The organism is Duganella qianjiadongensis (assembly GCF_009857915.1).
GTDB classification, from domain to species: domain Bacteria; phylum Pseudomonadota; class Gammaproteobacteria; order Burkholderiales; family Burkholderiaceae_D; genus Rugamonas; species Rugamonas qianjiadongensis.
Window position 1 is genome coordinate 366,944 of sequence record NZ_WWCM01000002.1, and the last position, 14,089, is coordinate 381,032.

Consider the following 14,089-nt stretch of genomic DNA (forward strand, 5'->3'; position numbering starts at 1 on the left):
AACTACAGATTTCCAACCAAGACCACTTTTTTCTGCAAGAATTTTTCAAGTCCCGTCCGCGGAATTTGCACTAAACATCTGGCGCCGGGATGGCATGAAGACAAAAAACGTGCAAACTTTGTATTTTGACTAAAATTGCTTTTCTATTCGCCCACGATCAGCGCACTTTTTTGACGTAATCTATTGGCTAAACAAGCAAAATGGTTAAAAAGCAATAAAAATAACGCCTGTAGTACGACTACTCACCTGTAACGGAGACACCATGAACAAGCGCCTGCTGCTGGCCGCCCTCGCAAGCCTGACGCTGGGCAGCGCCAGCGCCGCCCCCGCCGACTACCGCATCGATCATCTGGAACCGCCCAGCTGGTGGACCGGCATGCATGAGCGCACCCTGCAGCTACTGGTGCACGGCCCGCAGATCGGCGAGCTGACGCCCACCCTGCATTACCCCGGCGTGACGATTACCTCGGTGGAGCGGGTGGCCAACCCCAACTACCTGTTCATCAACCTGCGCATCGGCGCCGGGGCCCGGGCCGGCCAGCTCGATCTGAACTTTGTGGCGCGCAGTGCGCAGGCTAGCCGTGCGGCGACCGTGCTGCACTACCGCTATCCGCTACAGGCGCGCGCTGCGGGCTCGGCCCAGCGGCAGGGCTTTAACCGCGCCGATGCCATCTATCAGCTCATGCCCGACCGCTTTGCCAATGGCGATCCGGCCAACGACAACACGCCCGACATGCGCGAACAGGCCCAGCGTACTGCCCCCGGCGGACGCCACGGCGGCGACCTGCGCGGCATCAGCCAGCATCTCGACTACATCGCCGCCATGGGTTACACCCAGCTCTGGCCCACGCCGCTGCTAGAATCGAATATGCCGGCCTATTCCTACCACGGCTATGCAGCAACCCATCACTACCGCATCGACCCGCGCTACGGCAGCAACGAGGACTACCGCGCCATGGTGGCACTGGCCCGCAGCAAAGGGCTGGGCGTGATACAGGATGTAGTGCTCAACCACATCGGCAGCGGGCACTGGTGGATGCAGGATATGCCGGAGCCGGACTGGCTGAGCTATCAGGGCCGCTTCGTTCCCACCGAGCATCACCGCGTGGCCGTGCAGGACCCTTATGCCTCGCAGCAGGACAAGCGCAACTTCACCGAAGGCTGGTTTGTCGAAAGCATGCCGGATCTGAACCAGGCCAATCCTCATGTGGCGCGCTACCTGATCCAGAACACACTCTGGTGGATAGAGTACGCCGGCCTGTCCGGCCTGCGGGTCGATACCTACAGCTATTCCAACACGGATTTCCTGAGCCGCTGGTCGGGCGCCGTGATGGCCGAATACCCGCGCCTGAATCTGGTGGGCGAAGAATGGAGCACGCACATACCCGTGGTGGCGCACTGGCAGCGCGGCAAACGCAACGCCAATGGCTATGTCTCGCACATGCCGAGCATGATGGACTTCCCGCTGGCCGACGTGCTGCGCCGTGCGCTCGCCGCCCCGGACGGCAGCGACTACAGCCTGACCAGCCTGTACGAAGCGCTGTCGCAAGACCATCTGTATGCCGATGCCGGTAATCTGGTGCTATTCGAAGGCAACCACGATATGTCGCGCCTGTTCAGCGAACTCGGTGAAGACGATGCGCTTTACCGCATGGCGCTGGCCTTCGTCGCAACGGCGCCGCGCATACCGCAGTTCTATGCTGGCACGGAAATCCAGCTGCCCAGCTCCACCGGAAACCGCGACGATGCGTCCTACCGGCGTGATTTTCCCGGCGGCTGGGAGGGCGATGCGATCAACGCCTACAGCGGTGCCGGCCTGACGCCGCAGCAACGGGCCGCACAGGACTACCTGAAAAAACTGCTCAACTGGCGCAAGCATGCCACCGTCATCCACCACGGCCGTACCATGCACTTCGGTCCCGAGCAGAATACCTATGTCTATTTCCGCTACGACGAGCAGCATAAAGTGATGGTGGTACTCAACAAAAACCGCAAAGACACCGTGCTGAACACCGCACGCTTTCAGGAAATGCTGCAAGGTGCGCACAGCGGTACCGACGTCATCAGCGGTCAGCGCATAGCATTAGGCGAACAGATAACCCTGCCGGCCCGTTCGGCACTCATACTGGAGATAGCACCTTGAAGACCACCCCGCACGTACTCTCCGCCAGCGTACTGGCCGCCATGGGCCTGCTGGCGCTTGCCCCAGTACCGGCAATATCCGCCCAGGCAAGCGCCGTCAGCGCAGACGCCAGCCCGCTCAGCGTCAGCTATCCGGTAGCGGCGGGTGCCCCCTACACGGTACAGTACAGCGTCACCCAGCTAGAACATGGCCTGCGCCGCTACACCCAGCGCAGCAGCATGCCGGTGCGCGTGGGCGAACAGGAAATCAGCTACAGCGAAGTCATGGGCCAGCCGGTAGTGCGCAGCGGCAACAGCGGCTTTGATGCGCTGTTCACGCTGGCCGGTCTGGAAATGGGACAGAATTCCGTCAGCCAGATCCGCGACGGCAGCTATAACGGCGGCCAGCCTATCAGCTGCAACTGCTTCGAAACGGGCGAGTACTGGCACTATGTCTGGACCCGCGACCTGTCGTATGCGGCTGCGCTGGGACTGGGCATGCTGGATCCGCGCCGCGTGCGCAACTCGCTCGAATTCAAACTGTCCGGCTACCGCAGCGGCGTCACCCCCGGCAGCCACGTGGCCGGCAGCAGCGATGGTCTGCAGATTATTCAGGATACCGGCAGCGGCGGCAGCTGGCCGGTCAGCACAGACCGCGTCAGCTGGGCCTTCGGTGCGGACGAAGCCCTCAAGACGCTGGCGCCGGACGAGCGCCGCGCCTTTGCTGCCACCGCTTTGCGCGCCCTCTCCAACACGCTGGAGAACGACCGTCTGGCCGCCTACGACAGCAGCGACGGCCTGTACACGGGCGAACAGTCCTTCCTCGACTGGCGCGAACAGAGCTATGCAGCATGGATCACCAGCGATCTGTCCAGCATGGCCAGCAGCAAAGCCCTGTCCACCAATGCCGCCCACTACAAGGCGCTGACGCTGGCGGCACAGCTGGCGCGCGAACAGCAGCAGCCGGAACTGGCGCAGCGCTATGCCGGCTGGGCCGAAGATCTGAAGCGTGCCATCAACCAGCATCTGTGGCAGGCCGATCGCGGCATGTACAGCAGCCTGAGCGCCGGCCATTTCGATGGCGCTCCGCTCTACAAATACGACTGGCTGGGCCAGTCGCTGGCCATCATCACCGGCATTGCCGATGCCCGCCAGGCAGCCAGCATACTGGCGCACTATCCGCACGGCCCCATGGGCGCGCCCGTGATCTATCCGCAGCAGCCGGATACGGCGATCTATCACAACCGCGCCATCTGGCCTTTCGTCACCGCCTTCGGTCTGAAAGCTGCCGCCATGGCAGGCAATACGGCGGTGGCCGATGCCGCCTACCAGACCCTGATGCGGGGCGCCGCCACCAATCTGTCGAATATGGAAAACATGGAGTGGCTGAGCGGCCTGCCCATGCTCAAGGACCAGCGCGGCAGCCGCGATCTGAGCGGGCCGGTGATCAATTCGCGCCGCCAGCTATGGTCGGTGGGCGCCTATCTGGGCATGGTGGTTGGCAGCGTGTTCGGCGTGCAGACCACCGAGCAGGGCATCGCCCTGCAGCCCTTCATCACGGCGCGCCTGCGCCGCGAGAACTTTGCCGGCAGCGACAGCATCACGCTGCAACACCTGAACCTGCGCGGCAAGCAGCTGCAGGTCACCTTGCGCCTGCCGGCGGCCAGCCAGAGCGAAGGCTATTACAGCATTGCCAGCATCCGCCTGAACGGCCAGCCGGCCAGCGCCAGCATAGACTGGGCGGCGCTGGGCACCGATAACCAGATCGTCATCACGCTGGGCGCCCTGCAGCCGGGCCAGCAGCAGATACAGCGCGTCAGTGCGGCGCCACTGGCGCAGGACAGCAGCGTCACGGCACCTGCCGAACCGCAGCAGCCGGCGCTAGCGAAGGGCAGTTTCGGTTTCCCTACGCTGACCTTCAGCGCACCGCCCGCGGGCCTGCGCTACAACGTCTACCGCAATGGCCGGCTGGCCGTGCAGGGCCTCACCAGCAGCAGCTGGGCCGACCGCCGCGCCCCGCTGCTCGGTAAAGGCAGCGCCGACAATCTGTGCTACAGCATGGAAGCCGTACATCAGGCCAGCGGCCACCGCAGCCACCACACGGCGCCGGTGTGCCTGAACCCGGGGCTGGAAATCGCTGCCGACGATGCGCGTGTCCAGTCCAGCATCGTCGCGCAGCAGGGCCGCATCGCCGGCTGGGGCGCCAGCAGCGATACCCTGAGCGTCAGCCAGTTGCGCGTCGAACGGGCCGGCCGCTACGCCGTGCAGCTCAAATACCGCAACGCTGCACACGAAATCAATCTGGGCATCAGCGGCGGCGTCAAATGGATGACGCTGAGCGACGAGGCCGGCCACATCGTCGCGCAAGGCGTGGTGCAGCTGCCGCATAACGCCACCGTGGGCTGGTCAACGCCGCTGGTGGCGCAGCTGCAGGCCGGCAGCTACCGTATGCAGCTGGCCGATTTCTACAACATGAGCTACCTGCAAAGTAACAGCAGCTACGGTGATGCCGGCGGCCTCAAAGGCCCGTCCAACCGTTTCGATCTGTATGGCCTGCGTCTGCTGCCACTGGCCGCCGCAGTTGCGGACCAGCGGGCCAGCAGGGCGCCCGCCGCCGCAACGGCGCCGGGCGCATTACCGCCGTTGCCGCCACAGGGCAGCGTGCAGATCACTGCGCCGCTGGCCTCGCCCCAGCTGGGCAACCAGCGCCAGCTGCGCATCTATCTGCCACCCGGCTACGAGCGCGATACGGCACAGCGCTACCCCGTGCTGTACATGCACGATGGCCAGAACCTGTTCGATCCGGCCAGCGCCGCCTATGGCGCAGCGTGGGAAATGGCCAGCGTAGCCGACCGCCTGATCGCCAGCGGCGCGATTACTCCCGTAATCATCGTCGGCATCGACAATACGCCGGACCGCATCGCCGAATACACGCCCTGCTGCGATCCGCAGTATGGCGGCGGCAAGCTCGACGCCTATCTGGCTTTCGTCACCGATACCGTCAAGCCATGGGTGGACGCTCACCTGCGCAGCCGCCCCGAACGCGAGCACACGGCCATCATGGGTTCGTCGCTGGGCGGGATTGCCTCGGTGTATATGGCGCAGCGGCGCCCCGACGTGTTTGCAATGGCTGCCAGCCTTTCCGGCTCGTTCTGGTGGAATCAGCAGGCGCTGATCCGCCAGCTGCCTGCCCGCGTGCCGGTGCGATTCTATCTGGATGCCGGCACCTCCGGCGACGGACTGGAACAGACCGAAAAAATGCGCGACGCCTTGCTGGCACAGGGCTATCGCGCCAATACGGAGCTCGAGTTCTATGCCGCCGATGCAGCCATTCACAACGAGCGCTCGTGGGCGGCGCGGGTGGAGCGGCCTATGCGCTGGCTGTTCGCCGCACCGCAGCAGTAAGCCTGCCGCGCCGGCCTGATGGACTCAGGCCGGTGCCGCCAGCAATTGCCGCTGAGGCGCAGCCGCCAGTCTGGCGCCGCCCTGCAGCTTGAAGACACTGACCGCATCCGTCAGCCTTGCCGCCTGCTGCTCCAGCGCCTCCGCTGCTGCCGCCGATTCTTCCACCAGCGCCGAGTTCTGCTGGGTCACGCTATCCATCTGGCTGATGGCGATGCTGATCTGCTCTATGCCATCGCGCTGCTCGGCACTGGCCACGCTGATTTCACTGATGATGGCGGTAACCCGCTGTACGCTGGCCACCACTTCATCCATGGTCGCCCCAGCCTCGCCCACCAGCCGGCTGCCTGCTTCCACCCGCTCGACCGAATCGCCTATCAGTTCCTTGATCTCCTTGGCCGCCGCTGCCGAACGCTGGGCCAGATTGCGCACCTCGGATGCCACCACCGCGAAGCCACGCCCCTGCTCACCAGCCCGCGCCGCTTCGACTGCCGCGTTCAGCGCCAGTATATTGGTCTGGAAGGCGATACCGTCGATCACCGAAATGATGTCGACTATCTTGCGCGATGATTCGTTGATCGAGCCCATGGTGCGCACCATCTGCTCCACCGCATTCCCGCCTTTGGCGGCGACGCTTGATGCGGCATCGGCCAGCCGGCAGGCTTCCGTGGCATTGGCATTATTCTGCTGCACGGTAGTGGTCAGTTGCACCATGGCCGCAGCGGTTTCTTCCAGCGAACTGGCCTGCTCTTCGGTGCGCCCCGACAGATCGAGATTGCCCTGGGCGATTTCCGACGAGGCCAGATGGATGCTGTCCGTACCGTCGCGCACCTTGCCGACGATGTCGCTCAGATTGTTCTGCATCTGCTTGAGTGCGCCCAGCAACTCGCCTATCTCATCGCTGCTGTTCACCTGCACTTCGGTGCGCAGATCACCGGCGGCCACCGTCTGCGCCATATCGACGGCTTCGCTGAGCGGACGGGTGATGCTGCGGATCAGCGCCACCACGGTTACCCAGCCCACCACCAGCGTCACGGCCAGCGTGATGCCCATGGCCAGCACGGCCTTGTCGTGCGCGGCCTTGTTGGCCACGGCCATTTCTTCCGTGAGGCGCTGTGATTCCTTGCCGATGTAGGCGACGATATCGTCGATCTTCTTGGTCGGCTCGCGGTCCATGCCTTTCACCAGCCCGTCCACGATATGCACGCTGTCCGGATTGGCGCCGTCGTACTGCTTGAGTGCGTTCAGATATTTGCTCACCAGCTCATTCTGGGTGCGGAGGGCCTCTTCCACCAGCGGCGTACCGAGTTCCAGCTTTTTCAGCAGCTCATCGAGCTGCTTGAGCTTGGCACGGGTCTGCTCCCCGCCTTTGACAAAAGCTTCGCTGTATTTCTGCAGGGCGGCAGGGTCATTGCCACGGATCAGAATGTTCTTCCATTCCTGCACCTGTATCTTGAATTCCACCTGCGCGGCACGGGCCGCGTCGATGGCCTGACTCAGCGCAACGGAGCGTGCCATGGCCTGTGCACTGATCTCGTTGGTGTCGTGGAGGGCACGCCAGCCCCCCGTCGCCACGATCGATAAAGCGATAAAAAAGAATACCCCGAGTAAGCGCAGCCTGATACCTATCTTCAGATTCGACAAATTCATGACTTCCCCCTTGGCAACAATCCGGAACCATCATGCCCGCCTTGCATGGAAATACCAACACAATCAGCGGGAAATTTAACAAACTGAGTTTTCTTGCAACACTTTTAATTTGATAGTTATCTATCCCGGTCTATGCAGACGCGAAGGCGATCCGGTATTTATTGGTGGCGACCGTATTCGGCGGGAATAATTCGCTGCCGATGTAGCGCAGGCCCAGCTTTTCCAGCAGACGGATGGAATTAACATTGCTGGGTTTCGTAATGCCCATCAGCGCAGGCAGTTGCAGCTGTTCGCGGGCATAGGCCAGCACTGCAGCCGCCGCTTCATAGGTATAACCCTGACCGAAATAGGCGGGCCGGATGGCATAGCCGATATCCACTTCCGGCAGCGTATCGCGCTTGATCAGGCCGCACAAACCGAGCGGCTGACCATCGCTCCGGCGCTCCATCACATACAGCGAATGGCCGTGCTGGGCCTGCATGGCCATGGGCCCTTCCAGGATGGCGCTGCGCGCACCTTCCACGCTGCGCACCCCCTTGTCGCCGATATTTTCCAGCCAGGTCGGATCGTTGACCAGTTCGAAATAGAACGCGGCGTCGTCCGGATTCATGGTGCGCAGGTGCAAACGTTCAGTGCTCAGTATCTTCATACCAGAAACTAACCTCAGAAAAAACAGGACTATGCGCAGCAGTGCAGACTAGCAGGGCACTTTGCCAGAGCGCAACAGAAAGGACATCCTGATTGTCGGGGATTTCATACGGCAAGTCCAGCGAGCCTTGCCGTACTGTGGCTTCTAGCGCTGCAAGCGGAAATCTACCTGTCCGGGGCGGCCAGCAAGATGCAAGCGACTCACGGCCCGCGGTGCCTCGGCCACCACTTTACCGCGCCGCATCACCATGCGGCGCGCGGCGCGCAGACGGATGGCGGCTACCGGATCGGGCGCATCGAGCAGCACCAGATCGGCATGGTGTCCGACTGCCACGCCATAGCCCTGCAGGCCGAGGATGCGGGCCGGATTGCTGGTCACCGCCTGATAGCAGGCACGCATGGCGTCCTGTCCCGTCATCTGCGCCACATGCAGGCCCATGTGCGCCACTTCCAGCATATCGCCCGAGCCCAGGCTGTACCACGGATCCTGCACGCAGTCGTGGCCGAACGCCACCTCCACGCCAGCGGCCAGCAGTTCCGGCACGCGCGTCATGCCGCGCCGTTTCGGGTAGCTGTCGTGCCGCCCCTGCAGGGTGATGTTGATGAGCGGATTGGCGATCGCCGCCACACCGGCTTCGCGTATCAGCGGCAGCAGCTTGCTGACGTAATAGTTGTCCATCGAATGCATGGAGGTCAGATGCGAGCCGGCCACCCTGCCCTGCAAGCCGAGGCGCTGGGTTTCGTAGGCCAGCGTTTCGATGTGGCGCGACAGCGGATCATCCGATTCGTCGCAGTGCATATCCACCATCAGGCCCCGCTCGGCGGCCAGTTCGCACAGCAGTTTGACCGAAGCGGCGCCATCGGCCATGGTGCGTTCGAAGTGCGGAATGCCGCCCACCACCTCCACCCCCATAGCGAGCGCGCGGCGCAGATTGGCCAGCGCCGTCGGACTGCGCAGCACGCCGTCCTGGGGGAAGGCCACCAGTTGCAGATCGAGATAGGGCGCCACCTGTCTGCGCACTTCCAGTAGCGCTTCCACCGCCAGCAGGCGGTCGTCGCATATATCGACGTGGGAACGGATGGCCAGCAGGCCGCGCGCCACGGCCCAGTCGCAATACTGCAGGGCGCGCTCGATCAGCGCCTGCTGGGTCAGTTGCGGCTTGAGCTCGGCCCACAGCGCGATGCCTTCCAGCAGCATGCCGGACGCATTTACCCGGGGCAGGCCGTAGCTGAGCGTGGCGTCCATATGGAAGTGGGCATCGACAAACGGCGCGCTCAGCAGATCGCCCTGCGCATCGATTTCCTGTGCCCCGCGCAGCGCCAGGGCGGGGCCTAGCGCCGTAATGCGTCCGCCCGCAATGGCCACATCCACCCCGCGCTGGCCATCGGCCAGACTGGCATTGCGGATTACTGTATCGACCGTCACATCCATGTGCGCTCCCGCCTATTTCTTCCAGTAAGAGAATTCCGTCTCGTAGCACTCGGTCTGCAGTTCGGCTATCCGCTCCTGCATGGCGGCCTGCGCATCGACGATGGCCTGATTGTAGACAGAGGGACCGATTTCGCGCAAACAGAAGTCCAGCAGCAGACGCGCTTTCAGATCGCCCACTTCTTCATCCAGATGCTCGGCGCAATAGCGCTGGATAGAGCCGATCAGGCGCTGCTCCACATCCTTGTCCAGCTTGATCGCCATGTTGGCGTCCTTTCATCTAAACATAAAAATTATTGCGCCGCAGTAATTCATCGACGATGTCATACGAAAATGCTTTTCAAGCCTAATATTCAAGGCTAGAATCAAATTATTGCATCGCACCAAATGTATCGGCCAGACGCAACCATGCCGACATTCTAATCGTCCAGGAGAAACCATGTCTTCGATCACCGAACAGTTTTCCGCAGCCACCCGCAGCCAGCTTGAAAACCAGATCGTCCTGCTCAATACACTGGCCAGCAGCGCGGTCGCCAGTGCCGAAAAATTGTTTGCGCTCAACCTCAACACCACCCGCGCCAGCGTCGTACAAGGCTCGGCTGCGGCCAAAAAGCTGCTGGAAGCACGCGGCCCGCAGGAACTGTTCCAGCTCAATCAGGCCGACACGGCGAATTTCGACCAGCTGTTCGACTATGGCCGCGCACTGTACGGTATCGCTGCCAGCGCCCAGACCGAACTGCTGCAAAGCGCCAAAGACACCCTGCAGAAACTGACGCCATTCAGTGCCGCAGTTGCACCGCAAGTAGCGCCGGCAACAATCGCCGCAGCAAAACTGGCTGCCGTCGCCAAGCCGGCTGTGGCTAAAGCCCCCGCCAAAGCCGCCGAACCGGCACCGGTCGTCGAAGTGGCTGCCGTGGCGGTGGAAATCGTCAGCCCCGCACCAGCACAGGCCCAGCTGATCGAAGCGGAAGTGGTGGAAGTGAAGGAGCTGCCCGCTGCCAAAGCCGCCCCGAAAGCCAAGCCAGCCAGCAAAGCCAAAAAATAACGCCTGCCGGGAGGTGATGCAGGCATTGGTGTATCCTAGCGGGCTGTAAGGTTTCCGCTGGGTTTTATGGCAACACTCTCTCGACTGATAGGCGGCTTCGTGCGCCAGCACAGCCGCGCCTACGCGCTCTCGGCCATCATGCTGGCCGGAGTGGCCACGCTAACCATCTGGGTGCCGCGCAAAGTGGGCGCCATGATAGATGGACTGGCTAGCCACACGCTGGGCGGCAGCGACCTGCTGCGCGAAATCTCCTACCTGCTGCTGATAGGCGCAGGCATCTATTTCCTGCGGGTGGGCTGGCGCCAGATACTATATGGCGCGGCCTACCAGCTCGGCGTCTCGCTGCGCACCCGCCTGTACACCCGCCTGACGCTGCAGGGCCCGGCCTTCTACCAGCAGCAGCGCACGGGCGACCTGATGGCACTGGCCACCAACGATATCGACGCCATCGAAATGGCCGCCGGCGAAGCCATGCTGGCCGGCTTCGACGGCGCGCTCACGCTGGCCATGGTACTGGGCGTGATGCTGCTGGGCGTAGACTGGCGGCTGGCCTGCATCGCCCTGCTGCCCTTCCCGCTGATGGCATGGTCGTTCTGGTTCATTTCGGGCCATATCCACACGGCTGCCACGGAAACCCTCAAGCATTTCAGCGCCCTCAACGACCATGTGCAGGAAACCCTGTCCGGCGTGCGCCCCCTGCGCGCGCTGGGGCTGGAACAGCGCAGCGCCCGGCATTTCGCCACGCTGGCCCGGCACGCCTCCGACGCCAGCCTGCGCGCACAGGTGTGGGAAGCGGCCTACGAACCGGCCGTGGGCCTGACACTGACGGCAGCGGGCGGCCTGACGCTGGGGCTGGGCGGCTATCTGGTCTGGCAGCAGCAGCTGACCATCGGTGCGCTGACCAGCTTTTCCATGTATCTGGGCCAGCTGATCTGGCCCATGTTTGCTGCCGGCTGGGTGCTGGCGCTGATCGAACGGGGACGCGCCGCGTGGCAGCGCCTGCAACCCCTGCTCGATGCGCCGCTGGTGATCGACGACCACGGCACGCTGGCGCAGGTGGCGAGCGGCCCGCTGGCGCTGCAGAACGTGACCTACCATTATCCGCAGCAGAGCGCTGCCGCGCTGGAAAATATCACGCTGACGCTGGCCGCCGGCCAGACGCTGGGGCTGGTGGGCCCTACCGGCAGCGGTAAAAGCACGCTGCTGCGCGTGCTGCTGCGCCAGCTCACGCCGCAGTCGGGCAGCGTGAGCTGGGCCGGCCAGCCGCTGGCCAGCTACCAGTTGCAGGCGCTGCGCGCGGCAATCAGCTGGGTGCCGCAGGAATCCTTCCTGTTCTCGGCCTCGATTGCGGAAAACATTGCACTGGCCCGGCCTGAGGCGAGCCGCGCCGAAATCGAACAGGCGGCCCGGCTGGCCGATATCCACCACGATATCCTGCGCTTCCCGCAGGGCTATGCCACGCCGGTAGGCGAGAAAGGCATCACCTTGTCGGGCGGCCAGCGCCAGCGCGTTGCCATCGCCCGTGCCCTGCTGGCCGATAACGATCTGCTGCTGCTCGACGATGCCCTGTCGGCCGTCGATACCGGCACGGAAACCCGCATCCTCCAGCATCTGGAACAGCTGCGCCAGCAGCGCAAAGGCCGCAGCGCCATCATCGCCAGCCACCGCCTGAGCGCCGTGGTCAACGCCGACCTGATCGTTGTGCTGCGCGCTGGCCGCATCTGCGAAACCGGCAGCCACGCACAGCTGCTGGCCGCCGACGGCTGGTATGCCAGCCAGTGGCGCTATCAACAACTGGAAGCGAGCCTCGATGCAGCCTGAATCGTCTAGCAAAACTGCCGCCACACAGGCTTTCCGTCCGGCGCTGGCGCTGCTGCAGCGCGCCGCCCATCCCGATCTGCACCATCTGTGGCGCGCCATCGTCTGGCTGGTGCTGGCCGCCCTGCTGGAAGTGCTGGGCCCCATCATGGGCAAGGCGCTGATCGACCAGCATCTGCTGCCGCACCATCTGGACTGGCCGCGCATGGCAGCCCTGCTGGCCGGCGTGGTGCTGACCGGCTGGATCGCCAGCGGCCTGCGCTACCTGCAGCTGGTGCGCCTGTCCGGTCTGGCCATGCGCTCGGTGATGCGGCTGCGCGAAATGGTGTACAGCCATGTGCTGCAGCTGCCCATGGCCTACTTCGATCGCGCCATTACGGGCCAGCTGGTGTCGCGCGTAACGAACGATACCGAGGCCGTGAAGACCCTGTACATACAGGTGCTGTTCGTGATGCTGGACAGTTCCATCGTGCTGATCGGCACCGTGGCGGCGATGGCCTGGCTGGACTGGCACCTGATGCTGATCGTGCTGGCCCTGCTGCCCATGGTGCTGCTGATCGTCTGGCTATACCAGCGCTGGAGCGCGCCCGCCGTGACGCGCGCGCGCGCCCTGCGCAGCGACATCAACGCGCAGATGGCCGAGTCGATAGCGGGCATGAGCGTGCTCCAGGCCAGCAATGCCGAACGCCGTTTCGGCCAGCGCTTCGCCCGCACCAATACCGATCACTACCACGCCCGTCTGGCCGAACTGCGCGCCAATGCGTGGCTGCTGCGCCCGGCGCTGGACCTGTTCAACATCATCCTGCTGGCAGCCGTGATTTTCCTGTTCGGCCAGCGCGCCATGACAGCGGCCGAAGTAGGCGTGCTGTATGCCTTCATCAGCTATCTGGCCCGCGTCATCGAGCCGCTGATCCAGATCACCATGCAGTTCAGCCAGCTGCAGCAGTCCGTCGTGGCCAGTGCCCGCGTCGCCACCCTGCTGGACGAAGCGCGCGCCGACGAACACTGCGACGGTAGCCGTGCATCTGCCGCCGCCGCTGCCGTGCCGACCGGGACGGGCGGCAGCGCCGCCGTCAGCATCGAACAGGTGGATTTTGCCTACCATCCCGGCACGCCTGTGCTGCACGACCTGTCGCTGCAGATAGCCAGCGGCAGCTACATCGGCATCGTCGGCCATACCGGCAGCGGCAAATCCACCCTGCTGGCACTGCTGCTGCGCTACTACACGGCGCAGCAGGGCAGCATCCGCCTGTACGGCACGCCGCTGGCCAGCATCGCCAATGACCGCTTCCGCGCCGAAGTGGGGCTGGTGCCGCAAGATCCCTTCCTGCTGGCTGCCTCGGCGCGCGAAAACATCGACATGGGACGCGGCCTGTCCGACGCCAATATCGTCGCAGCAGCACGCGCAGCCCACGCCCATGATTTCATCTGCGCGCTCGATCAGGGCTATGACAGCCCGCTGGGCGAAGGCGGCTCGCGCCTGTCGGTAGGCCAGAAACAGCTACTGGCAATTGCCCGCGCGCTGGCCGGCAAGCCGCGCATCCTGCTGCTGGACGAAGCGACTTCGCACATCGACTCGCAGACCGAGCAGATCGTGCAGAGCGCACTCGATGCCCTGCGCGGCAGCGTCACCGTGATCGCCATCGCACACCGCCTGTCCACCATCCGCGACGCCGACCGTATCATCGTGCTCAGTCACGGCCGCATCGCGGAACAGGGAGCGCATGAGCAACTGATGCAGATACGCGACGGTATCTACCAGCGCTTATACCTGCTGCAGCAATTGGCTGCTTGAAACTCGAGCGGGCAAGCATTAATATTTTTTAAAATTGAACAGCAAACAGGTGCAGCAATCCAACAGTAGGCCATGCCGCAGCGGCCAAAACTGTGGCGTTTTAGCCAAAATAGCGGATGCGCGGGATTTCCGATCAGCAACAAGAATATAATCAGCTACACACTCGAACCGCGCCATCATC

The 14,089-nt window shown here is 63.5% G+C and carries 9 protein-coding genes; 5 read left to right on the top strand and 4 right to left on the bottom strand.

Annotation, left to right across the window (positions count from 1 at the left end; translation table 11 throughout):
- Positions 1-262 precede the first annotated feature (262 nt).
- A complete protein-coding gene (locus tag GTP27_RS04575) occupies positions 263-2,143 on the top strand; it encodes a glycoside hydrolase family 13 protein (RefSeq protein ID WP_161037987.1) in 1,881 nt (626 codons plus the stop codon).
- Complete coding sequence (locus GTP27_RS04580) at positions 2,140-5,526, top strand: alpha/beta hydrolase-fold protein (RefSeq protein WP_229633381.1); 3,387 nt, start codon at positions 2,140-2,142, stop codon at positions 5,524-5,526. Before GTP27_RS04575 ends, GTP27_RS04580 begins: the two co-directional genes overlap by 4 nt.
- Before the next feature lie 24 nt (positions 5,527-5,550).
- On the opposite strand, the gene GTP27_RS04585 is transcribed toward GTP27_RS04580, so the two are convergent.
- From GTP27_RS04585 to GTP27_RS04600, 4 genes are all read right to left on the bottom strand, one after another.
- Entirely contained in the window at positions 5,551-7,173 is a 1,623-nt protein-coding gene (locus tag GTP27_RS04585) for a methyl-accepting chemotaxis protein (RefSeq protein ID WP_161037988.1), read from the bottom strand.
- 130 nt (positions 7,174-7,303) lie between these two features.
- Complete coding sequence (locus GTP27_RS04590) at positions 7,304-7,822, bottom strand: GNAT family N-acetyltransferase (protein ID WP_161037989.1); 519 nt, start codon at positions 7,820-7,822, stop codon at positions 7,304-7,306.
- Positions 7,823-7,966: 144 nt separating this feature from the next.
- Positions 7,967-9,253 carry an amidohydrolase family protein gene (locus GTP27_RS04595; RefSeq protein ID WP_161037990.1) on the bottom strand — a complete coding sequence of 429 codons (1,287 nt, stop codon included), beginning with the start codon at positions 9,251-9,253 and terminating at the stop codon, positions 7,967-7,969.
- Between the two features lie 12 nt (positions 9,254-9,265).
- The gene (locus GTP27_RS04600; protein ID WP_161037991.1) at positions 9,266-9,514 is read right to left on the bottom strand and encodes a DUF2164 domain-containing protein; all 249 of its coding nucleotides are present in this window, start codon (positions 9,512-9,514) and stop codon (positions 9,266-9,268) included.
- Positions 9,515-9,689: 175 nt separating this feature from the next.
- Between GTP27_RS04600 and GTP27_RS04605 the strand changes: the two genes are divergently transcribed.
- The 3 genes from GTP27_RS04605 (at position 9,690) to GTP27_RS04615 (ending at position 13,908) form a co-directional block, all read left to right on the top strand.
- On the top strand, positions 9,690-10,295 hold the full coding sequence (locus tag GTP27_RS04605) for a phasin family protein (protein ID WP_161037992.1): 606 nt from the start codon (positions 9,690-9,692) through the stop codon (positions 10,293-10,295).
- Positions 10,296-10,361: 66 nt separating this feature from the next.
- On the top strand, positions 10,362-12,116 hold the full coding sequence (locus tag GTP27_RS04610) for an ATP-binding cassette domain-containing protein (protein WP_161037993.1): 1,755 nt from the start codon (positions 10,362-10,364) through the stop codon (positions 12,114-12,116).
- Positions 12,106-13,908 carry an ABC transporter ATP-binding protein gene (locus tag GTP27_RS04615; protein WP_161037994.1) on the top strand — a complete coding sequence of 601 codons (1,803 nt, stop codon included), beginning with the start codon at positions 12,106-12,108 and terminating at the stop codon, positions 13,906-13,908. Before GTP27_RS04610 ends, GTP27_RS04615 begins: the two co-directional genes overlap by 11 nt.
- Positions 13,909-14,089 lie beyond the last annotated feature (181 nt).